This is a genomic window from Labrys sp. LIt4 (assembly GCF_017813775.1).
In the GTDB taxonomy this organism is placed as follows: domain Bacteria; phylum Pseudomonadota; class Alphaproteobacteria; order Rhizobiales; family Labraceae; genus Labrys; species Labrys okinawensis_A.
The window spans coordinates 192448-216546 of sequence record NZ_JAGIPY010000002.1 but is presented as its reverse complement, the minus strand read 5'-3'; the positions used below and the strand labels follow the sequence as shown (position 1 = coordinate 216546).

The 24099-nt window shown below is 64.4% G+C and carries 21 protein-coding genes; 7 read left to right on the top strand and 14 right to left on the bottom strand.

Annotated features, from left to right (window positions below):
• Window positions 1–209: 209 nt before the first annotated feature.
• From J8I29_RS03940 to J8I29_RS03930, 3 genes are all read right to left on the bottom strand, one after another.
• Window positions 210–1307, bottom strand: coding sequence for a TRAP transporter substrate-binding protein (locus J8I29_RS03940; RefSeq protein ID WP_105861898.1), 1098 nt, complete (start codon window positions 1305–1307; stop codon window positions 210–212).
• 197 nt (window positions 1308–1504) lie between these two features.
• Window positions 1505–3421: an ABC transporter ATP-binding protein/permease gene (locus J8I29_RS03935; RefSeq protein WP_209430713.1), complete on the bottom strand. Its 1917-nt coding sequence runs from the start codon at window positions 3419–3421 to the stop codon at window positions 1505–1507.
• A 250-nt stretch (window positions 3422–3671) separates the two neighbouring features.
• The gene (locus J8I29_RS03930) at window positions 3672–5420 is read right to left on the bottom strand and encodes a LysM peptidoglycan-binding domain-containing protein (RefSeq protein WP_209430712.1); all 1749 of its coding nucleotides are present in this window, start codon (window positions 5418–5420) and stop codon (window positions 3672–3674) included.
• Window positions 5421–5613: 193 nt separating this feature from the next.
• On the opposite strand from J8I29_RS03930, the gene J8I29_RS03925 reads away from it, so the two are divergent.
• The 3 genes from J8I29_RS03925 (at window position 5614) to J8I29_RS03915 (ending at window position 7467) form a co-directional block, all read left to right on the top strand.
• A complete protein-coding gene (locus J8I29_RS03925) occupies window positions 5614–5835 on the top strand; it encodes a hypothetical protein (RefSeq protein ID WP_146126879.1) in 222 nt (73 codons plus the stop codon).
• Between the two features lie 258 nt (window positions 5836–6093).
• Window positions 6094–6696 carry a TIGR00730 family Rossman fold protein gene (locus tag J8I29_RS03920; protein WP_105861896.1) on the top strand — a complete coding sequence of 201 codons (603 nt, stop codon included), beginning with the start codon at window positions 6094–6096 and terminating at the stop codon, window positions 6694–6696.
• Window positions 6697–6882: 186 nt separating this feature from the next.
• A complete protein-coding gene (locus J8I29_RS03915) occupies window positions 6883–7467 on the top strand; it encodes a YceI family protein (RefSeq protein WP_209430711.1) in 585 nt (194 codons plus the stop codon).
• Window positions 7468–7504: 37 nt separating this feature from the next.
• Here J8I29_RS03915 and cimA read toward each other — a convergent pair whose 3' ends face one another.
• From cimA to cysS, 3 genes are read right to left on the bottom strand one after another with little or no spacing between them, the layout of a single operon-like run.
• Window positions 7505–9100, bottom strand: a complete 1596-nt coding sequence (cimA, locus tag J8I29_RS03910; protein WP_209430710.1) for a citramalate synthase — start codon at window positions 9098–9100, stop codon at window positions 7505–7507.
• A complete protein-coding gene (locus J8I29_RS03905; protein ID WP_245196639.1) occupies window positions 9097–9621 on the bottom strand; it encodes a GNAT family N-acetyltransferase in 525 nt (174 codons plus the stop codon). Before J8I29_RS03905 ends, cimA begins: the two co-directional genes overlap by 4 nt.
• Window positions 9621–11063: a cysteine--tRNA ligase gene (gene cysS, locus J8I29_RS03900; protein ID WP_209430709.1), complete on the bottom strand. Its 1443-nt coding sequence runs from the start codon at window positions 11061–11063 to the stop codon at window positions 9621–9623. The genes J8I29_RS03905 and cysS overlap by 1 nt, the downstream gene beginning before the upstream one ends.
• A 373-nt stretch (window positions 11064–11436) precedes the next feature.
• Here cysS and J8I29_RS03895 point away from each other — a divergent pair, with 373 nt between their 5' ends.
• Complete coding sequence (locus J8I29_RS03895) at window positions 11437–11739, top strand: hypothetical protein (protein ID WP_105861892.1); 303 nt, start codon at window positions 11437–11439, stop codon at window positions 11737–11739.
• Window positions 11740–11805: 66 nt separating this feature from the next.
• Here the strand turns inward: J8I29_RS03895 and J8I29_RS03890 are convergent, their stop codons facing one another.
• From J8I29_RS03890 to gltX, 3 genes are all read right to left on the bottom strand, one after another.
• Window positions 11806–12273 carry a CreA family protein gene (locus J8I29_RS03890; RefSeq protein WP_245196700.1) on the bottom strand — a complete coding sequence of 156 codons (468 nt, stop codon included), beginning with the start codon at window positions 12271–12273 and terminating at the stop codon, window positions 11806–11808.
• A 176-nt stretch (window positions 12274–12449) separates the two neighbouring features.
• On the bottom strand, window positions 12450–13298 hold the full coding sequence (locus J8I29_RS03885; RefSeq protein ID WP_209430708.1) for a hypothetical protein: 849 nt from the start codon (window positions 13296–13298) through the stop codon (window positions 12450–12452).
• 82 nt (window positions 13299–13380) lie between these two features.
• Window positions 13381–14709, bottom strand: a complete 1329-nt coding sequence (gltX, locus tag J8I29_RS03880; protein ID WP_209430707.1) for a glutamate--tRNA ligase — start codon at window positions 14707–14709, stop codon at window positions 13381–13383.
• Window positions 14710–15070: 361 nt separating this feature from the next.
• Here gltX and J8I29_RS03875 point away from each other — a divergent pair, with 361 nt between their 5' ends.
• Window positions 15071–15904, top strand: a complete 834-nt coding sequence (locus tag J8I29_RS03875; protein WP_105861888.1) for a MipA/OmpV family protein — start codon at window positions 15071–15073, stop codon at window positions 15902–15904.
• 176 nt (window positions 15905–16080) lie between these two features.
• Window positions 16081–18042 (top strand): FAD-dependent oxidoreductase, encoded by a 1962-nt coding sequence (locus J8I29_RS03870; protein WP_348535977.1) that lies wholly within the window; start codon window positions 16081–16083, stop codon window positions 18040–18042.
• Window positions 18043–18082: 40 nt separating this feature from the next.
• Here J8I29_RS03870 and J8I29_RS03865 read toward each other — a convergent pair whose 3' ends face one another.
• Both J8I29_RS03865 and J8I29_RS03860 read right to left on the bottom strand, forming a co-directional pair.
• Window positions 18083–18601: a DUF2059 domain-containing protein gene (locus J8I29_RS03865; RefSeq protein WP_209430706.1), complete on the bottom strand. Its 519-nt coding sequence runs from the start codon at window positions 18599–18601 to the stop codon at window positions 18083–18085.
• 191 nt (window positions 18602–18792) lie between these two features.
• Window positions 18793–19497: an SDR family oxidoreductase gene (locus tag J8I29_RS03860; protein WP_209430705.1), complete on the bottom strand. Its 705-nt coding sequence runs from the start codon at window positions 19495–19497 to the stop codon at window positions 18793–18795.
• A 127-nt stretch (window positions 19498–19624) separates the two neighbouring features.
• Between J8I29_RS03860 and gcvA the strand changes: the two genes are divergently transcribed.
• Window positions 19625–20551, top strand: coding sequence for a transcriptional regulator GcvA (gcvA, locus tag J8I29_RS03855; RefSeq protein ID WP_105861885.1), 927 nt, complete (start codon window positions 19625–19627; stop codon window positions 20549–20551).
• A gap of 88 nt (window positions 20552–20639) precedes the next feature.
• Here gcvA and J8I29_RS03850 read toward each other — a convergent pair whose 3' ends face one another.
• The 3 genes from J8I29_RS03850 to mmsB form a co-directional block, all read right to left on the bottom strand.
• On the bottom strand, window positions 20640–22376 hold the full coding sequence (locus J8I29_RS03850; protein WP_209430704.1) for an NAD+ synthase: 1737 nt from the start codon (window positions 22374–22376) through the stop codon (window positions 20640–20642).
• Between the two features lie 37 nt (window positions 22377–22413).
• A complete protein-coding gene (locus tag J8I29_RS03845; protein WP_209430703.1) occupies window positions 22414–22761 on the bottom strand; it encodes a diacylglycerol kinase in 348 nt (115 codons plus the stop codon).
• 135 nt (window positions 22762–22896) lie between these two features.
• Window positions 22897–24099, bottom strand: coding sequence for a multiple monosaccharide ABC transporter permease (gene mmsB, locus J8I29_RS03840; RefSeq protein WP_280869775.1), 1203 nt, complete (start codon window positions 24097–24099; stop codon window positions 22897–22899).

Genomic DNA, 24099 nt, shown 5'->3' with positions numbered 1-24099 from the left:
AGATTTTTCTACAGAACTTCTAGCAAAAACTTCGAAGGCATTCTGACAATCGGCAAGATAATAACTTTACGTCATACCAATCGTATACAAATGGTAAAAACTATCGCTGTAAGGCACGCCTCTCTCCAATTCGGCGCTCCGCTCCAAAACGCGAGCGGGAATTGGCCGGGATGCAAGCCCCTTCTCCCAGGATCGGACAAGGAAAGGGGTCAGCTCCCTTTGGGATAGTCGTAGGCCAACAAGCGCATATTGGCGTATCCCTGGTCGCCAATACGCGTCCACAACAGGGTCTGCTGGCGGAAGCCGAAATAGGAGGCCGCGAGGCGGCGCGTGAACTCGTCGCCATTTTCGATGATCTCGTTCAGCACCTGGCCACTGGCCGTGCCGAAGGCCTGAAACACCTCGTCGGGGAATTGCTTGAGAACGACGCCCTGCTGCGTCACCGCCTGGGCGATTGCCGCCGGCGCGCGCGCGCCATATTCGGCTAGAGAGCGCGCATTTTCCTCGGCGCAGGCGACCTCGATCGCCACTTTGTGCGTTGCCGGCAATTCGTCGAATTTGGCGCGGTTGACCTGGAGCTGCAGCGCCGCACAGGGCTCCTGGAACCCGGGCCAATAGCAGAACCTGGCGGCATTCTGGAAACCGAAGCTGAGATCGTTGACCGGCCCCATGAACTCGGCCGCATCCAGTTCCTCGGCCTGGAGTTTGGGCAGGATCTGGGAGCCGGGCATCAGCATCTGCTGAACGCCGAGCTTGGCGAGAGCTTGGCCGGCCAGGCCGCCGATGCGGAAGCGCAAGCCCCTGAGATCGGAGACCGCGTTGATCTCCCGCCGGAACCAGCCGCCGAGGCGCGCACCGGTGTTGCCGGCCGCAAAGGCCTTGATGCCGAACTGCCCGCCCAACTCGTCCCATAGCGCCCGGCCCCCGCCGGCATAGAGCCAGGCATCGAATTCCTGGGCGATCAGGCCGAAGGGAATGGCGGAAAAGAAGGCGAAGGCGGGTGACTTGGAAAGATAATAGGCCGACATGTCATGCGACATCTCCGCCTCGCCCGACATCACCGCCGCCATGTTCTGGTCCCCCGGCACCAGTTCGCCGGCCGCATAGAGCTTGATGGTGAGCTGGCCTTGGGTGAGTACGCCGATCCGGTCGGCAAGGCGTTGCGCCCCGGTGCCCGCTCCCGGCAGGCCCTTCGGCCATGCCGTCACCATCCGCCATTCGATCAGGTTCTGCGACAGAGCGGGAGCGGCAAGCATGGTGGCGCCGGCGGCGGCAGCTCCAGCGAGAAAACGGCGTCGGGTCGACATGAAGAGCTTCCTGTAACGCAAGACGAAGGGCAATACGCCCCGAGCACCCAGCCCGGGCGAGTAAGCAGCGTACAAGATGAACCGGGGCTGAACTGGGGCGATACCGAGCCCTACCGTTTTGTCGATCTCGCCATGATATCCGATGTCTCATTTCCGCAGCGCAACACCGCGCGTTGCGCTACGCTCGGCACGACAATTCACCCCGCCAACGCGTCACGATAATCGGCAGCCGGCGAGGCATCGTCCTGGGTACGCTGGAGCTTCTCGCGCGCTTCGTCGGCCTCGCGCTGGCGGTTCCACATGCCGGCATAGACCCCGCCCTGAGCCAGCAATTCCTCATGATTGCCGCGCTCGACGATCACGCCCTTGTCGAGCACGATGATCTCGTCGGCGTTCACCACCGTCGAGAGACGATGGGCGATCACCAGCGTGGTGCGGTTCTCCGAAATGCGCTCGAGCGCGGCCTGGATCTCCATTTCGGTGTAGCTGTCGAGGGCCGAGGTCGCCTCGTCCAGCACCAGCACCGGCGGTCCCTTCAAGATGGTGCGGGCGATGGCGACGCGCTGCTTCTCGCCGCCTGACAATTTCAGGCCGCGTTCACCGACTTCCGTTTCATAGCCCTTGGGCATGCGCCGGATGAAAGTATCGATCTGGGCAAGCCGCGCTGCCTCCTCCACTTCGGCATCGGTCGCGTCCCAGCGGCCATAGCGGATGTTATAGCGGATGGTGTCGTTGAACAGCACGGTATCCTGCGGCACCATGCCAATGGCGGCTCGCAGCGATTTCTGGGTGACCTCGCGCACGTCCTGGCCATCGATCAGCACGCGCCCGCCATTGACGTCGTAGAAGCGGAACAGCAGGCGCGAGATGGTCGATTTGCCGGCGCCGGAGGGCCCGACGATCGCTACCGTGCGGCCCGCCGGCACGTCGAAGGAAAGTCCCTGCAGAATCGGCCGGTCCGGGTCGTAACTGAACACCACATTCTCGAAGGTCACGCGGCCCTCGCGCACCTCGAGCGGCTGGGCGCCCGGCCGGTCCTTCACCTCGGCATCCTTGTCGAGCAGTTCGAACATGGTCTCGATATCGGTGATGCCCTGCTTGATCTCGCGATAGGCAAAGCCGAGGAAGTTCAAGGGCGTGGCGAGCTGTAGCCACATCACGTTGAGCAAGGCGATATCGCCGACGGTGTTGACGCCGTGATAGACGCCCAGGCCCGCCAGGAGCAGCGAAGCCAGCATGCCCGCCATGAAGATGACGCCCTGGCCGATATTGAGCCAGGTCAGGGTGATATAGGTCCGGATCGCCGACTGCTCGTAGGACGCCATCGCCCTGTCGTAGCGGGCGAGTTCGCGCTCCTCATTGGAGAAATATTTGACTGTCTCGTAGTTGAGCAGGCTGTCGATCGCCTTCTGGTTGGCGTCGGTGTCGGAATCGTTCATCTCGCGGCGGATCGAGATGCGCCACTCGGTCGCCTTGATGGTGAACCAGACATAGACAGCTGTGGTGACCAGCACGATCAGCGCGTAGCGCCAGTCGAACTGCAGCACCAGCATGACCAGGTAGAGCGCCAGCTCCACGATGGTCGGCAGAATGTTGATGGTGGCGAAACGGACGATGTTCTCGATGCCGGTGCGCCCGCGGTCGATCACGCGCGAAAGGCCGCCCGTCTTACGCTCGAGATGATAGCGCAGGCTGAGATTGTGAATGTGCTCGAAGGTCTCGATCGCCAGCCGCCGCACCGCATACATGAACACGGCGGCGAACAGCCCATCCTTCCACTGCGAGATCGCGGTCATCAGGATCCGCGCGACGCCATAGGCCACCAGCATGGTGAGCGGCACGGCGGCCAGCATCACCGCCAGCGTATGGCCGGTGAGCTCACGGCCGCCGCCGATGGCTGCCAGCCCGTCGGTCGCCCATTTCAGCGTATAGGGCACGACCAGGGTGATGAGCTTGGTGAGCAGCAAGAGCACGAAGGCCCAGATCACCCGCATCCGCAGGTCCGCGCGGTCCTGTGGCCACATATAGGGCCACAAATGCTTCATGGTCTGGAGAAAGGCCCCCTGGTCGGCGCTGACGCGCTTGGGAGCGGCGGAAGGGTCGGCGGAAGGCATGAACGGACTTTCGGCCGGCGAGCGGAGAACGCCGGCATCAAGAGTTTTCCAAAGCGTTTTGCGATTTGACGAAATCGCCTCGAATCGCAAAGACGCGTCGAAACAAAGTCAGAGCAAAAAGCGCCCGGGCATGAACGCGCTTTGCTCTCGATGACGTTGCGTAGTTAAGTTCGGATTGCCGTGACCGCAAGCGTCCTGCACCGAAATCTCGGCTTGCCCGGCCCCGAACCAGATCCGCGGCCGGCTCGGCTCAAGGTGCTTTCTTTTCCGGCATGACGAAGATCTGCCCCGGATAGATCAAATTGGGATTGCGGATCTGATCGGTGTTGGCGTCGTAGATCCAGGTATAGCGGATGCCCTGGCCATAGACCTTGCGTGAAATCCGCCAGAGATTGTCGCCCTGCACGATGGTCGTGGTGCGGATCTCGGGGATTACCGCCACCGAGGGCGGCGGTGACGGCTGGGCCGGCTTGGCCTCGCTGGTCTGCACCGGTGCTGTCGCAGGCGTCCCGGGATTGGAGGCCGCTGGCGTCGTGGCGGACCTGGGTGCCGTGGCGTTACCGGACGCCGGCGGCGCGATTTCCGCCTGCGCCGGCGTCGACGCGGTTTCCGTGGTGGCCGTTGTCGGCGAGCCGGGTGCGGCTGCCGGAGAGGTTCCCTGGGCCGGCGCCGATGCCGCAGCGGGCTGCGGCTTGCCGCCGGGGGTCGGTTCGCCAGAGGCCGGTTTATCCGGGGTCGGAGTGGCGGCTCCGGACGCCGCGGCAGAGGGCGTGGTCGCCCCCTGGGGCGGCGTCGCAGCCGGTTGGCCACCAGGGCTGCCCGCCGGACGCGACGGGGTCGCGATCGCCGCCACCACGGCGGGAGCCGAGGCTGCGGGCGCCTTGTCGATCATGGCGAACGGCACTTCGGCCCGTGTCAGCACCTGCCCGTTTCCAGCGGCGACATCGTCGACGCGGACCCGATAATTGCCCGGCTGCATGCCCTTTTCGATGGTCATGCCGAAGGTACCGTCTTTGGCAGCCGTCACACCGGTCACCAGCGTGTCGTTGAGATAGATGCGCAGGGCGGCGCCCGGCTCGGCCCGGCCCGTTACGAAGAAGCGGCCCATCTCATCCGCCTCGACGGTCCGGATCGAGACATTGGCCCGCGAGGACGCCTTGTCCGCCTCGGCAGATGCCGTCTCTCCGGCCGGGGATGGCGTTGCCGGCGGCTCGGGCGCCTTGCTTGGCGGCTGCGCCGCATCGGTCAGCACCTTGGAAGGCTGGTCGGGCGTGTTGAGCACGACCACCACCTCTTCGCCCGGCTTTTCGGGAACGCGAACGGAGAGGGTCTGCTCGGACAAGGTTATCTTCCCGTCCGGCGAGGTGGTGCGCAGGGTCAGTTCACAGGGGCCCTTGGGCAGGGCCGGCGGCGTGATCGCCCAGGTTCCATTGATATCGGCGACGACGCGGGCATAGGGATTGCCGTTGCGCAGCAATTCCACCGTGGCGCCGGAGGCGGCCCGCCCGGCAATCACCGCACCGCCGGCCGGTTCGATGCGGGCAATGTCGAAGGTCGGAGCAATCTGGCCCTTGGCCGCATCCGGCGCCGGCGCCTCGGCCTTGGGCGGCTGGGGTTTGGCGGCTTCGGTCTTGGCTACCTCGGGCTGGGCCACGTTGGCCTTGCCGGAATCAGGCTTCCCTAGATCGGGCTTGGCCATCTGGGCTCCGGCCTCCGCACTCTTCGCCGGTTCGGTCTTGGCCGCCCCGGGATTGCCCCCGGCCGTCTTGGAAGCCTGCGAAGCGCTCGATCCCGGCTTGTCGGCCGCCTGATCGCCGGTCGGTGCCGGTTTTTGTGCCGTGTCGGCAGGAGGATTGGCGGTGACCGCCGGCTTGCTGTCGCCGCCCGTTGGCGACGGCGACCGGGCAGGCTCGCGCACCAGCACGCTGTATAGCGTACCGACGCTGACAACGCTCGCAGCACCCACTATTCCAGCCAGACTCTTCCAGCCTACAGCCATCTTCTACTCCCGATGCAAGAACGCGCATCGTTCCATCTAATTCTACTTACCGGCTCTGCCCGCAAGACGAAAGGCCGCGCCGCCAAGATGTCGGACAAACAAAGTATCGCGCCGGTTTACTTCACCTGCAACCGTATCATCTCCGCCAGGCGCCGGTCTCACCGGACTGCAGCGCCATTGCCGCAGAATTGTGATGAAAACCAAGAATGCACGATATTCTTCATCGAACCAGGCAGAGATGGAAGGCTTCATAAAACGAGCGGCGCTGTTCGTATCTGCTCTTTGCCTTGTCATCCTTTATGCGACCCTACCATTGCAAGCCGGCCAAACGGAGGCGCGAACGCACGTCAAATCCAAGGCCATGCGCATTCTCATCGTGCGCAACGCCTCGGCGGCCTGCCTGATCCTGACCTGACGATGAGCCTCGCTGGCAAGACCTTCTGTTCACCACGATCCGGACGAGCCTTGCTTTTTAACATCGGCCCGATCTCCGCCGGCTCTGTGACGCCCGAGACGACAAGGATCTCGTCCGATCGATTCCAGGGCCTTCCCCCCCTGCTTCGCCAAGTTTGCTTCAGATGGGCATGTCTTCGAAGCCGCCTCTGAGTACCATCGTAGGCACGCACGGCAAAGCAACTTGACCCCGCCCCTGCCGCAGTGCGAAACCGGGGGCATGACAAAGCTTCGTTCGATTTGCGTCTATTGCGGCTCCAGCAATGGCACCCGTCCCGAATATGTCGCCGGCGCCGAGCGCCTCGGCCGGGACATGGCGGCCGGCGGCATCCGCCTCGTCTATGGCGGCGGCAATGTCGGCCTGATGGGCACGGTCGCTCGTGCCGTCATCGAGAATGGCGGCCAGGTCACCGGCATCATTCCCACCTTCCTGCAGCGGCGCGAGCGCATGCTCACCGAGGTCGAGGAACTCATCGTCACCAAGGACATGCATGAGCGCAAGCGCCTGATGTTCGAGCGGGCCGACGCCTTCGTCGCTCTTCCCGGCGGCGTCGGCACCCTGGAGGAACTGGTCGAGCAGCTCACCTGGGCCCAGCTCGGCCAGCACAAGAAGCCGATCGTGCTGGTCAATATCGACGGCTTCTGGACGCGGTTCCTCGACATTCTCGACCACATGCGCGAGGAAGGCTTCATCCGGCCCGAGACCGCCGTCGACGTGCTGGTGGCCAACACGCCCGAAGAGGTCGTGCCGATGATCACGGCCGCGATCGAGAAGATTTCTCGAGCAGAAATGGCGATGAACGTCGCTCCAGAGACGCTCTGACGCCGCCTTGAGCGTTTTCCAGAAAAGTTGATAGACTTTTCGATTAAGAAAACGTGTCGGAATTAGAGAGCAAAGTGGGTTTCGGAGAAATCGCACTTTGCTCTAGCGAGGGGCGCGATCGAATAGGACCGCCCCCTCAAGTGTTCATGCCTCGCGTTTTTCCAAGCCGGGGGCATGAGCGAGACAATGAAGCGGTCTTTCCAGGTGACTGTCGCGGCGCTGCTTTGCAGCGCCGGGCTCTCCTCTGCCGCCTCGGCAGGCGATCTCTACGATCTCGATCCCGACCATACCCAGACGGTCTTCCATATCGACCATCTCGGCTATTCCACCGTCACGGGCAGTTTCCGCCAGTTGAAGGGCGTGCTCACGCTCGATGAGGCGCATCCCGAGCAGAGCCTGGTCGAGGCGACGATCGAAGCCTCGAGCGTCGATACCGGAATACCTTCACGCGACGAAGATCTGAAGTCGAGCGAGTTCTTCGACATCACTCGTCATCAGACACTCACCTTCCGGACCACGAAGGTGAAGCGCCGAGGCCCGCGCAGCGCCGATCTCAGCGGAGAGCTGACGCTGCTCGGGATCTCCAAGCCGGTAACGCTGCGAACCACCTTCAATCGCATCGCGCCAGATCCGTTGCGCAACAACCGCGTGGTCGCCGGCTTCACGGCAACCACGACCATCCGGCGCTCGGATTTCGGCATGAAGGCCTTCATACCGCTGATCGGTGACGTGGTGCGCATCGATATCAACGCCGAGGCGATCCGGCGCTGAACGAGAGAGTGTCGACTTCCAGGTCGACACTCTCTCTTCACACCTCCGCGCCGGCCTTGAGCAGCTTGTAGGTCATCGAATCCACCAGCGCCTGGAACGAGGCGTCGATGATGTTGTCGGAGACGCCGACCGTGGCCCAGCGGTCGCCGCCGGCGTCCTGGAATTCGATGAGCACCCGGGTCACCGCATCGGTGCCGCCCTGGAAGACACGCACCTTGTAGTCGATCAGCTTCAGGTCCTCGATGACCGACTGGTATTTGCCCAGATCCTTGCGCAGCGCCGTATCCAGGGCATTCACCGGGCCATGCCCCTCGGCCGCCGAGATCAGCTCCTCGGCCCCGACCTTGACCTTGACGATCGCCTCGGAGAACACGCCGAGTTCGCCGCGCTCGTTCCAGCGCCGCTCGACATTGACGCTGAAGCGCTCGACGAAGAAGAACTCGGGCACGCTGCCGAGGATGCGCTTGGCCAGGAGGAAGAAGGAAGCGTCCGCCCCCTCATAGGCATAGCCCTGCGCTTCCTTGTCCTTCAGCGCGCCGAGGAGACGCGACAGACGGGGATCGTCCTTGTCGATGGCCAGGCCCAGGCGTTCCAGTTCAGCCAGGATGTTCGACTTGCCGGCCTGGTCCGAGACCAGCAATTTGCGCCGGTTGCCCACGCTCTCGGGGGGCACATGCTCATAGGTCGACGGATCCTTCATCACCGCCGAGGCATGGATGCCGGCCTTGGTGGCGAAGGCCGAGGAGCCGACATAGGGCGCATGATGGTCGGGCATGCGGTTGAGCAGCTCGTCGAGCTTGCGCGAGATGCGCGTGAGATTCTCCAGCCTGGCCGCATCCACCCCGATCTCGAAGCGCTCGGCATAAGCAGGCTTGAGCAGGAGCGTCGGGATCAGCGAGGTGAGATTGGCATTGCCGCAGCGCTCGCCGAGCCCGTTCAGCGTGCCCTGGATCTGGCGCACGCCCGCCCTGACAGCCGCCAGCGAATTGGCAACGGCCTGCTCGGTGTCATTGTGGGCATGGATGCCGAGATGGCTGCCCGGGATCGTCTCGACCACTTCGCCAACGATGCGCTCCACCTCATGCGGCAGGGTGCCGCCATTGGTATCGCAGAGCACCACCCAGCGCGCGCCGGCCTCGTAAGCCGTGCGGGCGCAGGCGAGCGCATAATCGGGATTGGCCTTGTAGCCGTCGAAGAAATGCTCGCAGTCGACAAGCACTTCGCGGCCGCGCTCCTTGGCGGTGGCGACGCTGTCGCGGATCGAATCGAGGTTCTCTTCCAGGCTGATGCCCAGCGCCATGCGGACCTGGTGATCCCAGCTCTTGGCCACGAAGCAGATCGCATCCGCCTGCGCATCGAGGAGGCCCGCAACACCGGGGTCATTGGCAGCCGAGCGCCCCGCCCGCTTGGTCATGCCGAAGGCGGTGAACTTCGCCTTGAGGCCGTTCGGCTGGCTGAAGAACTGCGTGTCGAGCGGATTGGCACCGGGATAGCCGCCCTCGACATAGTCGACACCGAGATCGTCGAGCAGGCGGGCGATCGCCTGCTTGTCGGCGAGGGAAAAGTCGACGCCCGTGGTCTGGACCCCGTCACGCAGGGTGGTATCGAAGAGATAGAGCCGATCGCGCGTCATTGCCGGGTCGCATCGGGCGGAGCCGCAAGCGCCTTCTTCATGGTGGTGTTGCCGAGCCATTCGTCGCCGCGCGATACGGTGTTGCGCTGCTGGGGCACGAAACCCTGCCTTTGGAAAAAGTCACGGGCGGTGTCGCTGGCATCCACGGTCAGCTGGGTGGCGCCGCGGGCCTTGGCGAGCTGCTCGATGGCGCTATAGAGCGTCGAGGCCACGCCCTGCCCGGCAACCGCGGGATGCACGTAGAGCAGATCGACCAAGTCCTTGCCTTTCAGCGCGATGAAGCCGACCGGCGAGCCGCCGACCGTCGCCACGATGGTCAGGCAGCCGGCCAGCCGCTTGGTCCAGGCTTCTTCGTCCTCGGCGGCTTCGGCCCAGGCCTCCTGCTGGCTTTCGGAATAGTCCTCGCCCGTCAATTCGTGAATACTGGCGCGGAAGATCTCGGCCAGAATCGGCGCATCGGCGGGCAGGAAGGGGCGCAGCCCCGGTTTGGGCATCGCGGGATTCGACGTCGACTTGGCCATCAGAGCTTGACCTCCCAGCTGGTGGTGCCGTCCTTGTTGTCCTTGACGGCGATGTTCAGCCGGGCGAGCTCGTCGCGGATGCGATCCGACTCCGGCCAGTTCTTCTCGGCACGCGCCACCTTGCGGGCTGATAGCAGCGCCTCGACCTCAAGCCTCAGGCCTTCGCTGACATGGGTGTCCCCCTTCAGGGCGGCCGCATCGTTGCTGAAGCCCAGAAAGGCGAGCGTCGCCGCCCGGTTGGCCGGATCGGCGATCTGGTGCAGACGCGCCAGCATGGCCGGCGTGTTGAGATCGTCCGACAGCGCTTCGATCACGCCGGCATCGACGCTTCCGCCCGCCGGCGCGTCCTCATACCAGCGCAGCAGGGTCTGCTGGGCCTCGTTCAAGGCCTGCAGGGTCCAATCGATCGGCTGGCGGTAGTGCGTACGCAGCATGGCGAGCCGCAGCACGTCGCCATGCCAAGCGCGCCCACCGAAGCGGTCGCTGCCGAGCAATTCGCGAATGGTGATGAAGTTGCCGAGGCTCTTCGACATCTTCTCGCTCTCGACCTGCAGGAAGCCATTATGCATCCAGATATTGGCCATCACCGGCGTGCCGAAGGCGCAGCAGCTCTGGGCGATCTCGTTCTCGTGGTGCGGGAAGACGAGATCGATGCCGCCGCCGTGGATGTCGAAGACGTTGCGGGCCGGGTCGTCGCAGCCGATGCCGCCGCCATAGGGGGTGAGCAGCGTGGCCATCGACATGGCCGAGCACTCGATATGCCAGCCCGGGCGGCCGGGTGTGGCGATGCCCAAGGGGCTCGGCCAGCCGGGCTGATTGCCATGCGAGGGCTTCCACAGCACGAAATCCATGGCGTCGCGTTTATACGGCGCGACGTCGACCCGGGCACCGGCCAGCATCTCGTCGAGCGAGCGGCGGGCAAGCGCGCCATAGCGCGGTACTGTCGCGAGCTTCTCCATGGCATGCACGGAGAACAGCACATGTTCTTCGGCGACATAGGCGACACCGCGCGCCACCAGGCGCTCGATGATGGCCTTCATCTCCTCGATATGATCGGTCGCGCGCGGCTCGACCATCTGCGGCGGCCGTCCCGGCTGGTTGACCTGATCGGGCATCAGCACGCCGAGCTCCCGGATGTCGCGATGGAACTGTGCGAGCGTGCCGTTGGTCAGTTCACGGATGGTGATGCCGCGCTCGGCCGCGCGCTCGTTGATCTTGTCGTCGACGTCGGTGATGTTGCGCGCATAGCTGACGTGTTCCGCGCCATAGACGTGACGCAGCAGGCGGAACAGCAGGTCGAAGACGATGATCGGCCGGGCATTGCCGATATGGGCAAAGTCGTAGACGGTCGGGCCGCAGACATACATACGCACCCGATCGGGATCGATCGGCGTGAAATCGACCTTGGCGCGCGTACGGGTATCGTAGAGCCTGATAACCATGAGTTCCCCACCTCGGCTGGCCGGGGGCGTCCTGCGCTCAAGATTTTGGGCGAATGACGGCGCCAGCCAGCGTGTCTGCTAGCTGCAAATAATCCGCGAAAGGATGGCCGTCTTTGTCATGGCCGGAGCAATGTGCCATGCGGCCAGCGTTGTCAAGCCGCGCGAGAAAAGGACGACACACCGCTTCCAGCGGCTCGATCGAATGATGGAGCAAGATCCCGCCCCCTCCTCCGGTGCCGGAGTGATGCACCCAGGCAACAGAGTTTCGCCAAAAATTAAACACGCAGATTTACGTATGTTTAAAAACGCACAGCGATGATAGGCAGGCTCCGCTATCCGAACGGGGCAGTCCCCGTTCACATGTGTGATTTCGATGAACCTGCGTACCCTCTCCTTCATCGCGGCTTGCCTGGCCTTCGCCAGCCCCGCCTCCGCCCAGAACGTGGCCTCCTTCGTCGTCAATGCCGACGATGGCTATGGCGTCGATACCTGCCTGGAAAGCGGCGCTCCCTGCGGCCAGCCGATCGCCAGCGAATGGTGTGTCGCCAACGGCTATGCCAAGGCCGTCGCCTTCCGCCGCCAGACCGAAACCGACATCACGGGCGCCATCAACGCGCCGACGCAGGTCGCCGCTGCCGCTCAGCCGCACGCCGTGGTGATCACCTGCGAGAAGTGATCACCCGCGAGGCGTGGACACTTGCGGGAATGAGGATGCGGGCGACGGTACTGCCGGGTCCCGCCCTCAGTCCGTGACGAAATCCGCACATTTCTGGGGCGGCTCGCCGGCCCAGGGCATCACCGGCACCGAGGAGGTCGAGTTCTTCGGAGACCCCTCGATCAGCTTGTCGGTGTAGACCAGATAGACCAGCACATTGCGCTTGGCGTCGCAGCCGCGCACCACCTGCATCTTCTTGAAGAACAGCGAGCGGGACTGGCGATAGACCAGGGCGCCCTGCTCGAATTTTTCCTTGAATTTGATCGGCCCGACCTGGCGGCAGGCAAGGGAGACGTCGGACACCTCCTCCGCCACCCCGAACATGCCCTTCAGACCGCCCTTCTCCGGCACGGTGAAGTGGCAGGCGACCCCCTCGACATCGGGATCGTCGATGCCGTAGACGGCAAGCTTGTCGTCCGGAGTCAGGAACTTCCATACCGTCGATTTGCGGAAGATCAGGTCGGGCTCCTGGGCCTTGGACGTCACCGGCGCCATGAAGGCAAGGCCAAGGGCGGCAAGGCCGAGGCAGAATTGACGCAGCATACAGGCTCTCCTCATAGGCACTCCATATGGGATGGAAGCCGACGATGCGCCAGAGGCGCCAGGACCATGGCGCCAAGCCCGGTATGGGCCGCTTGGGACATCGCGTGCCCCAATCTTCATCAGAGGCCTCAGATGCAGGCCTGGAGCAGCCTCTCCAGTTCGGCTGCGTCCCTGCGATAACGAGCCATGGCGCGTTGCAGCGTGGCCTGCATGGTTGCCTTGGTCGCCATCAGGCCGCTCGATATCTCCAGCCGACGGTTGAAGGCACCCTCGAGCTCGCGATTGTAGCTGGCCATCGCCTTGGCGATCTGCGCCGCTGCGCCGACCCTCTTGGCAACGGGACTGCCACCCGCCGTGCCCGCATCGAGCGTATCGGCGCTACGCTGGATCAGCCCGGCGGCCAATTCCACGCCTGCTTCGGCCGCACGGGAATTGGCGGCGCTACGCCCCTGCGCACCCGTGATGTTGTCGATGCTCGACCAGGAGCCCAGGGCAATATCCGCCTGCCCTTTGGCCAGGGCCTGACCGGCCGTGCCAGGCTTGGCATGGGTCAGCGCCCGCTGGGCCATGGTTCGCGCGAAATCCTTGCCCGAGACCGATCCGTCCAGCACGCCCGACGTACCGATGAAGGTGTCGCTGACGGTCTGGGTGCCGTCCGCGAGAGCCCGCGCCGCGTCGCCTGTCTTGAGCCCCGCGACCTGCATGATCGCCGCCCCCAGATCCAGCGAAGCCAAGGCGGTCTTGTGGATCAGGTCCACGACCAGCCAGATCCGGCCTTCATCGTCCAAGCGATCCAGCTCGATGGTCATCTCGCGATATTCCCGCTCGGCAGCGGCGATGAGATTGCGGAGGTTGGCCAGTTTGGCACGATTGTCGCTGCATTGCGCGGGTGGCTGCACCCGATTGCTGACGATCGTCGGCCTTGCGATGGTGCCGGGCTGGGGATTGGTGGCAGTGTTGGGCAGAAGACCTGTCATTTTCACCTCCAAAACAGGCAAATTAGCCCGTCAGCGCTCGACTGGTCGAGACACCTTGGTGAACTAGGCCTTCGGAGCTCCTTCAAGCGCTAAGCCGCGCCAGCGCCCGCTCGCGGCCGATCAACGGCAGCAGCGCCTTGAGTTCGGGACCGTGGTCGAGGCCGGTCAGCGCCTGGCGCAGCGGCATGAACAGGGCCTTGCCCTTGGCGCCGGTGGCGTCCTTCACGGCCTGTGTCCAGGCGCCCCAGGTGTTCTCGTCCCAGGGCTCGGCCGGAAGCAGAGAGGCGGCACGGCGGAGGAATTCCCGATCCTGTTCGCCCTTGGCGACCGGTCCCCTCACCACATCCCACCAGGTCTTCGCATCCGCGAGCCTGACGAGATTGCTGCGCACGGCGAGCCAGAACGCCTCGCCGCCCCCGACGCCGAGGGCCGAGAGCCGCTGCGAGACATCCGCATAGGCCGTCTCATGCAGCAGCTTGGCGTTGAGGGTCTCGATCTCGGCCGGATCGAACCGCGCCGGCGCCCGCGAGATTCGGGAGAGGTCGACGAGCGCAGCCAGGTCCTGCAAAGTCGCGATCGGCCTGACAGCCTCAGCCGTACCGGTCAGCACAGCAAGGCTCGCCACCGCCATCGGCTCGAAGCCGGCCTCGCGCAGCGAGCCGATCGACAGCGCGCCGCTGCGCTTGGACAGTCCCTCGCCGCTCACCGTGGTGAGCAGGTTGTGGTGAGCGAAAGCCGGCACGCTGCCGCCCAGCGCCTCGAAGATCTCGATCTGCACCGCGGTGTTGGTGACGTGATCCTCGCCGCGGATGATGTGGGTGACGCCGAGGTCGATGTCGTCGACCACGGAGGGCAGCGTATAGAGATAGCCGCCATCGGCGCGGATCAGTACCGGATCGGACAGCGAGGCGGTGTCGACATGCGCGGGCCCCCGCACGCCGTCCTGCCATTCGACGATGCGGTGGTTGAGCAGGAAACGCCAATGCGGCCGGCGGCCCTCGGCCTCCATCGCCGCCTTCTGCTCCGCCGTCAGGCGCAGGGCCGCCCGGTCATAGACCGGCGGCAGGCCGCGTGCCTTCTGCAAGGTGCGCCGGCGCTCCAGCTCCTCCTCGGTCTCGTAGCAGGGATAGAGCCGGCCGGCCTCGCGCAGGCGGGCGGCCGCGGCATCATAGAGCGCCATGCGTTCCGACTGGCGGGCCTGCACGTCCGGCACCATGCCGAGCCAGGCGAGATCCACCGCAATGGCTTCGGCATATTCCTGGCGCGAGCGGGCGGTGTCGGTGTCGTCATAGCGCAGGATGAAGCGCCCGCCCGCGCGCTTGGCCACACACCAGTTCAGCAAAGCGGTGCGGATATTGCCGATATGGATATAGCCGGTGGGAGATGGCGCAAAGCGAACGACGGGCGGCATGACGGGCTTTCGAAATTGGAAATATGGCCTGTCCTATACCGCGCGCCCTTCCTTTTGAAGGAGAGATTATGAACAGGCTCGTGCCATTTTTGCTGGCCACAAAATCGCCATCGTGTTTATAAGGGACACGATAATCAATCGCAGCCGGCTCATAGACTCCTTTTCCGGCTGATCATCGCCACTCAGTGAATGCCTTCACAATGGGCATCACGAAACTGACGATGCCCTCGGCATCCAAAACATGACGTTAGGGAATTCGTTGATTATTCATGCCAGCATTCATTGTTTGTTGTCACCTCGAAGGCATTGTGCGGCCAAGTTCGCGGCCGCTCCTGCCGCGACCGGAAATGGGAATAGAGTGATGTTGCGTACCTCCCTGAAGACTGCCGTTGCGGCAGGAGTTCTAGCCGTTCTGGCGACGCCGGCACTGGCCCAGTCCTCTTCCTACACACCGACCGGATTCTGGGACAACTACATTGCCGGCGGCTGGTCTCTGGAACTCGGCGCGACCGCCGCCATGGGCCCCAAATATGAGGGCGCCAAGGATTTCAGCTTCCTGCCCTCGCCGATCATCTCACTATCCCGCCAGGGCAAGGGACCGGCCTTCACCTCGCGCAACGACAATCCGGGCGTGGGCCTGCTCGACAACGGCTTCCTGCGAATCGGCCCGGTCGGCAAGATCCTGTTCGAGCGTGACGGCTCCACCGACGACGATCTCAAGGGCCTCAAGCCGGTGCGCTGGGGCGGCGAACTCGGCATCTTCGCCGATATCTATCCGACGGAATGGCTGCGCTTGCGCGCCGAATTGCGGCACGGCATCCGTTCGCATCATGGTCTCGTCGCCGATCTCGCCGCGGACGCGTTTTATGACATAGCCCCGGATTGGCGGCTTTCCGGCGGTCCCCGCCTCTCCTTGGCCTCGCACAGCTATTTCGACGCCTATTACGGCGTGAACCTGCAGGAATCGCTCGCTTCGGGCCTCAGCCCCTATTCGCCCGGCGGTGGGTTGAAGTCGGTCGGCGTCGGCGGCGCGGTGACCTGGAAAACCACGGACAAGATCACCACCAGCGCCTTTGCCGAATATAGCCGCCTTACCGGCCCCGCCGCGAGTTCGAGCCTGGTGAAGGAACGCGGCTCCAAGGATCAGCTGCTGATCGGCATCTCGGCGAGTTATCGCTTCGACTTCAATCTCTGAGGCTGGCCAGTCATCCCGCATGCGGCGCAACAGGCAATGCTGCTCCGCAGAAGCGGGAGCGCCTGAGGAGAAAAGCGCCCGCGCGGGATGACCGGTGCGCCCTCGCGACAATCGGCCATGTTGATTGCAGGATCGCCCCCGTGCACCCAGTACGGGTCCAGTTCCTGCGAGGCACCGTGAGCCAGTCCGCCGCCCTCCCCCACCTCTATTCGCCGTTCACGATCCGCAATCTGCGCATCAAGAACCGCATCATGTCGACCGGGCACGACACCACCCTGCCCACCGCCTTCGTGCCAAATGACGCGCTGATCGCCTATCAGCGCGCGCGCGCGCAGGGCGGCGTCGGGCTGATCGTGCTGCAGGTCGCCGGCGTGCACGAGACGGCGCGCTACACCTCCCATCTCCTGATGGCGACCAGCGACGACTGCATCCCCGGCTACCGGCGCCTTGCCGAAGTCTGCCATGCCGAGGGGGCCGCGGTGTTCGGGCAGCTCTTCCATCCCGGCCGCGAGATCATGGAGACGGCCGAAGGCACCGCCCCCGTCGCCTACGCGCCCTCCGCCGTGCCTAACCAGCGCTTCCACGTCATGCCGCGGGCCATGAGCGCGGCGATGATCGGCGAGATCGTCGAGGGCTATGGCGAGGCTGCACGCCGGCTGGAAGCGGCCGGGCTCGACGGTGTGGAGATCGTCGGCAGCCACGGCTACCTGCCCTCGCAATTCGTCAATCCCCGCGTCAATCTACGCGAGGATGCCTATGGCGGCTCGCTCGAAAACCGGCTGCGCTTCATCCGCGAGAGCCTTGCCGCCATCCGCGCCAGGACCGGGCCGGATTTCGTGGTCGGCCTGCGCTTTTCCTCCGAGGACAGCGACCTCAACGGCCTCACCGCCGAGGAAGTGGCAGAGGTGCTCACCACGCTCGACGGCAGCTTCGACTACTTCAACCTGACGGTCGGCTCCTCCGCCAGCTTCGGCGGCGCCGTGCACATCGCCCCGGCCATGGCCTTTTCCAGCGCCTATGGCGCACCATCGGCGGCGGCCGTGAAGCGCAGGGTGAAAACCCCGGTCTTCTATGCCGGGCGCGTCAACCAGCCCCAGGATGCCGAACAGCTGATCGCCAAGGGTGAGGCCGACATGGTCGGCATGACGCGCGCGCTGATCTGCGACCCCGACATGCCTGCCAAGGCCGAACAGGGCCGCTTCGACGACATCCGCGCCTGCATAGCCTGCAACCAGGCCTGTATCGGCCATTTCCAGCTCGGCGTGCCCATATCCTGCATCCAGCATCCCGAGACCGGGCGCGAGCTGCGCTACGGCAAGGTGTTGCCGGCGGCTACGGTAAAGAAGGTCTTGGTGGCGGGCGGTGGCCCGGCCGGCATGAAGGCCGCCAGTATCGCCGCCTCGCGCGGCCATGACGTCACGCTCTATGAGGCGTCGGGCCGGCTCGGCGGCCAGGCTCTGCTGGCGCAATTGCTGCCGCGGCGCATGGAGTTCGGCGGCATCGTCACCAATCTTACCCGCGAGGCCGAACTCGCCGGCGTCACCGTGGTGAAGAACAGCAGGGTCGACCGCGCCCTGGTCGAGCGCGAGCGTCCCGACGTGGTCATCATCGCCACCGGCGCCACGCCGCGCCATCCCGAATTGCCCGGCGCCGAGACCGCGCATGTCGTCGATGCCTGGCAGGTGCTGCGCGAGGAGGCCAATATCGGCAGCTCCGTGCTGGTGGCGGACTGGCGCTGCGATTGGATCGGCATGGGCGTCGCCGAGAAGCTGGCGCGGGCCGGCTGCAAGGTCCGCCTCGCCGTCAACGGCTACATGCCGGGCCAGCGCATCCAGGCCTATGTGCGCGACCACTGGGCCGGCGTGCTGCACGATCTCGGCATCGAGGTCATACCCTATGCCGATCTCTACGGCGTCGACGGTCAGACCGTCTATCTCGCCCATGTCACCGGTCGCGAGCCGATCATCGTCGACGGCATCGACACGCTGGTGACGTCGCTCGGCCATGAGGCCGTCAATGCCCTGGAAGCCGAGCTGGAGGGCCTGCCCGCCGAGGTCCATGTCATCGGCGACTGCCTGACTCCCCGCACGGCCGAGGAAGCCGTGCTGGAGGGACTGAAGGCGGGCTGGGCGATCTGAAGATATCTCCCGCAGCCATGATCAGGCGCCGCCGGGCCGATCACCCCGGCTGAGCGGCAGAAGGCTTCGGGGGAGTCACGACAGGCGGGGGACCCGCGTCTGGCGCAGCCGGCGTCGCGGGGAATGGAACGGCCCCGTCCGACGCCTGGGCCTTGGCCAATTCATCGGCATATTGTTGCAGCGCTTCGCCGGCGACCTTCATGCCCCATTGCCGCCCTGCGGCGCTGGATGCGGCGATGAGGATCGCTTGCTTGGAAACCAGGTTCTTTCCGGTCGGGCTTTCATAAAAGGCGATCAAATTCTTCAGATCTTCCTCGGAAAATTGCTGGGCATAGATCTGCGCGATTTCACCGGCGAACTGGTCGAGTTCGGTATTCGCCTTTTCCAGGAACCGCGCCATGAACAGGTCGCGGAATTTCTCGGTCGTGCCAGGTTGCCGATCCAGCATCGGCTTCATGTTCGCCATCATCAGGGGCAGGGCCTGCCGCATCGTATCGGTGGCGTGCATGGCCTCCACGACCTGGCGCGCGAGCGCCAATCGCCCCTGGTCGTCGGCCATCGCCCCGGTCGTCAGCAAGCCGACCAGGGCGGCAGCAGCAAACAGCATTCGTCCAAGCATGACTGATCCATCCCTCAGAGTGCCCTCAGACAGGATAGGCCAGTTGCGGGGGCAGACAAGATGCCGCGCCCTCACTCAAATGGATGCGTTGCCCGCCTTACCGCCATTGGACGAAAGGCCTCCGATCGGCCTCAGAGCGAGCGCATCAGCCCGCCATCGACCCGGATGTTCTGGCCGGTGATGTAGCCGGCGCCCTCCGAGGCGAGAAAAGCGATCGTGGCCGCGATCTCCTCGCTGGTGCCGTAGCGGCCCATCGGTACGCTGTCGCGGCGTTCCTCCGTGGCCGGCAGGCTGTCGATCCAGCCCGGCAGCACGTTGTTCATGCGCACATTGTCGGCGGCATGCTGATCGGCGAAGAGCTTGGCATAGGCGGCAAGCCCGGCGCGGAACACGGCCGAGGTCGGGAACATCGCCGTCGGTTCGAAGGCCCAGGCCGTCGAGATGTTGATGATGGCGCCGCTCTTTTGCCGGATCATTGCCGGCGCCACCAGGCGGGTGGCCCTGATCACGTTCATCAGATAGACATCGAGCCCCGTGTGCCATTGCTCATCGGTGATCTCCAAAAGCGGCGCGCGCGGGCCATGGCCGGCACTGTTGACCAGTACGTCGACACGCCCCCAACGCCCGAGCGTCAGATCGGTGAGGCGCTGCAGGTCCTCGTTGGACTGGTTGGAGCCGGTGACACCGAGGCCGCCCAATTCCTGGGCGATGGCCTCGCCCTTGCCGGAGGAGGAAAGAATGGCGACCTTATAGCCATCCTTGGCCAGGCGCCTTGCGGCCGCTGCTCCCATGCCGCTGCCGCCGGCGGTAACGATCGCTACTTTTTCTGCTGCCATTGAATTCGTCCTTCCATATTCCGAAGCGGTGCAAGACCGCGACAAAGGGTCTGTCTTCCTGATATACCGACAAATCAGCTTCATTCGAGCCAGAATAGTTGTTCTGGCCCTGTAGAAAAACTACTGCATGCCGGACGCCTTGCCTCGCCTCCCTCCACTTAAGGCCCTGCGCGCCTTCGAAGCTGCTGCGCGCCATCTGAACTTCCGCCTCGCCGCCGAGGAGCTGAACGTGACCCAGGGCGCCGTCGCTCAGCATATCCGAGCGCTGGAGGCCGATCTCGGGGTGAAGCTGTTCGAACGCCTGCCTCGTGGGCTTGCCCTCACCCATGCCGGGCAGGGGTATCTGCCCAATATCCGCCGGGCTTTCGAACTCGTCGCCGAAGCGACGCTGGGACTGCGCCCCGAGCCTGCCAGGCTGACGATCAGCGTCACGCCGAGCTTCGCGACCAAATGGCTGATCCCCAGGCTGCCGCAATTCGTAGCCCAGCACCCGCTCGTCGAGTTGCGCATTCTGGCCAATGAGAGCCTGTCGAATTTCCAAAGCGACGGCGTCGACATCGCGGTGCGGCAGGGGCGGCTGCCCTTCGGGCCGGGGCTGGTGGTCGACCGCCTGTTTGCGCAGCAGGTGATCGCCGTCTGCGCCCCTGCCTTGCTGCCGGCCGGGACGAATGGCATCGAACCGGCCGAGATCCCGAGCCATACCCTCCTGCACGATACCCATAATCTGTGGCCCGAGTTTCTCGAACAGGCGCTGGGGCTGAAGCCGCTCATCCAACCGCGGCGGATGCGCTTCAATCAGACGGGACTGGCGATCGAGGCGGCCGCTGCCGGCCAGGGCATCGCGCTCGCCAGCCGCTTCCTCGTCGCCGGCGATCTCGCCAGCGGCAGGCTGATCCAGCCGGTGGCTGCCGAAATGTCCGGCAGCCATGATTTCTACGTCGTACTGCCGCGCCGGCAGCGCCATCCCGAACCGACGGACGCAGTCCGGCGCTGGCTCATCGCGACGGCTGAGGCGGAAGCACGGGCGGACGCCCCTAAAGCGTTTTGCGATTAGACGGAACTACCAGGAATCGCAAAGACGCTTCGAACCAAAGAGCTGGAGCAAAACAGCGTTTCCGTCTAAACGCGCTTTGCTCTGGCGCTCAGAAATCCACCGCATCCGCGCTCGCGGTGGAGGAGACCCGATAGAGCGCGGCATCGGGCACGAAGGCGGGCTTGTTGCCGTCCCGGAACCGGTTGGTGATCGGATAACGGCGGTCGCGGCCGAAATTCTTTTCGGTCACCTTCACACCGGGAGCGGCCTGGCGGCGCTTGTACTCAGCAAGGTAGAGCAGACGCTCGACCTTGCGCACGGTTTCCTCGTCATGGCCCCGCGCCACGATCTCGGCGACCCGCATTTCACTTTCGACGAGGCAGCGCAGGATATCATCGAGCACGTCATAGGGCGGCAGCGAATCCTGGTCCTTCTGGTTCTCGCGCAGTTCAGCGGACGGCGCCTTGGTCAGGATGTTCTGCGGGATCACCACCCCGGCCGGCCCCTTGGCATCCACCGGTTTCCAGCGGTTGCGCAGTTCGCACAGGCGATAGACCTCGGTCTTGTAAAGGTCCTTGATCGGGTTGAAACCGCCATTCATGTCGCCATAGAGCGTACAATAGCCGACCGACATCTCCGACTTGTTGCCGGTGGTCACCACCATGGCGCCGAACTTGTTGGAGATCGACATCAGGATGGTGCCGCGGGTGCGGCTCTGCATGTTCTCCTCGGCAATGCCGCGGGGTTGGCCCTTGAACAGCGGCTCGAGCACGCTCTCCAATCCGTTCACCGGGGCCTCGATCGGCACGACGTCATAACGCACGCCGAGCGCCGTGGCGCATTCGAAGGCGTCCTTCAGGGATTCCTTGGAGGTGAAACGATAGGGCAACATCACGCAATGCACCCGCTCGGGTCCGAGCGCGTCCACAGCCATGGCCGCCACCAGGGCGGAATCGACACCGCCCGACAAACCCAGCACCACGCCGGGAAAACCATTCTTGTCGACATAATCGCGCAGCCCCAGGACGCAGGCCTGGTAATCGGCTTGCTCGCCCTCCTCCACCGGTTCGACCGTGCCTGGCTCACACGTCCAGCCCTGCGCCCCGCGCCGCCAGGTGGTGGTGACGACGGCTTCCCGGAAGGCCGGCAATTGCACTGCCAGGCGATGATCGGCGTTGAGGGCGAAGGAGGCGCCGTCGAAGATCACCTCGTCCTGGCCGCCGACCTCGTTGGCATAAAGCAGAGGCAGGCCCGATTCGGCGACGCGCGCCACCGCGACGTTGAGACGGATATCCGATTTGTCGCGGTGATAGGGCGAGCCATTGGGCACCAGCAGGATTTCGGCACCGGTCTCGGCCAGGCATTCCACCACGTCATGCCCCCAGATGTCCTCGCAGATCGGCACGCCCAGGCGCACGCCACGAAAAGCGATCGGGCCCGGCAAGGGCCCCGGCTGGAACACGCGCTTCTCGTCGAACACGCCGTAATTGGGAAGGTCGTTCTTGAAGCGGACGGCAGCGATGACGCCCTTGTCCACCAGCGCCACCGCGTTGTGCAGCTTATCCTTCTCGCGCCAGGGCAGACCGACCAGGGCAGCCGGCCCGCCATCGGCCGTATCGCGGGCGAAATCTTCCAGGGCGGCGCGGCAGGCATCCTGATAGGCAGGCTTCAGCACCAGATCCTCGGGCAGATAGCCGGAAAGGAAGAGTTCGGTGAACAGCACGAGGTCGGCACCCTGATCGCGCGCGTTCGCCCTGGCAGCGCGGGCCTTGGCAAGATTGCCGGCGATGTCGCCGAGCGTCGGTTTGAGCTGGGCGACGGCAATGCGCAGAATATCGGTGCTCATGTCACTTCAACGGCGAATGGAAAACGATCCGCCATCCTTACACCAGCCTTTCGGCCAGCGCGAGAATCCAGGTCAGCCCCGCCAGGGTCAGCGCCGTGAACACGGCCGCCGAACCGAGATCCTTGACGATACGGATATGGGGGTGGCGGTCGGGCGTGACATGGTCGGACAGTGCCTCGATGGCGGTGTTGAGCAACTCCACCATCAGCACCAGCAGGATGACGCCGATCAGGGCAAGGCGCTTCCACCAGCTTTCGGTGACGAAGAAGCTCGCCGGCACCGCGATGGCAAGGACGACGACCTCCTGGCGCACCGCCAATTCATAGCGGACGGCATGGGCAAGACCCGCCGCCGAATTGAAGAATGCCTTGACGATTCGCTCCATGACCACTCCCGAGAACGGCAGCGTTTTAAGGCCCCGCAGCGGCAATCGCCAAGGAGAATCGGCCATTGCAATCGAGACTCTATCCAGCAAAATGCCGGCCCGAAGGCCGGCATACTGCCATCGATATGGCCTCTCTCAGCGCTTCTTCTTGTAGTAGACGTCGAGGCAGACGGCGAAGAGCAGCACCAGGCCCTTGATCCATTTCTGGTCGTCGATGCCGAGGCCGAGGATCGACATGCCGACATTCATCACTCCCATCAGCAAGGCGCCGATCACCGCCCCGGTGATCTTGCCGACGCCACCCGAGGCCGAGGCACCGCCGATGAAGCAGGCCGCGATGACGTCGAGCTCATAACCGTCGCCGGCCTTCGGGGTCGCCATGCCGCCGAAGCGGGAGGTGACGATGAGCCCTGCCAGCGCCGCCAATGCACCCATATTGACGAAGGTCAGCAGGATAAGGCGATCGGTGTTGATGCCCGAGAGCTTGGCCGCCTTTTCGTTGCCGCCGAGGGCATAGATGCGTCGGCCGATCACGGTGCGGGTGGTCACGAAGACATAGAGCAGCGTCAGCGCCAGGAGGATGATCAACACCATCGGCAGGCCGCGATACATGGCGAGGAGGTAGCCGACATAGACGGTCACGACCGCCATGAGGATATTGCGGCCGATGAAGATCGCCAGCGGTTCTTCCTCCACCCCATGCTTGAGCCGAGTCATCCGGCCCTTGATGTTCACCAGGATGAACAGCGCCGCGGCGATCAGGCCGAGGGCAAAAGTGGTGGTGAAGAAACCCGGCGCCGCGAACGGGTCCGGAATCCAGCCGGCGCTGAGCTGGTTGAACTGGGCCGGCAGCGGACCGACATTGGTATTGCCGAGCAGGCGATAGGTCAGCCCGCGAAACACCAGCATGCCCGCCAGGGTGACGATGAAGGAGGGAATGCGCAGATAGGCGATGAAATAGCCCTGGATGCCGCCGATCAGCGCCCCGACCACCAGGGTGGCGACCGCCGCCGGTGCCCAATGCCAGCCGAGCTTCACCATCAAGGTCGCGGCAACGGCACCGGTGAAGGCGCAGACAGAGCCGACCGACAAGTCGATATGGCCTGCCACGATCACCAGCAACATGCCGAGCGCCATGACGATGACATAGCCGTTCTGGTTGGGAATGTTGTTGATGTTGGACGGCGCCAGCATTCGTCCTTCCGTCATGTATTGGAAGAAGCCGACGATGACGATCAGCGAGATCAGCAGGCCATAGTCGCGGATATTGCCGCTGATATATTCGAGGATCGATTTCTTGGGCGAAGCAGCCTGGGCTTCCATGGTGTTTGTCGTCAT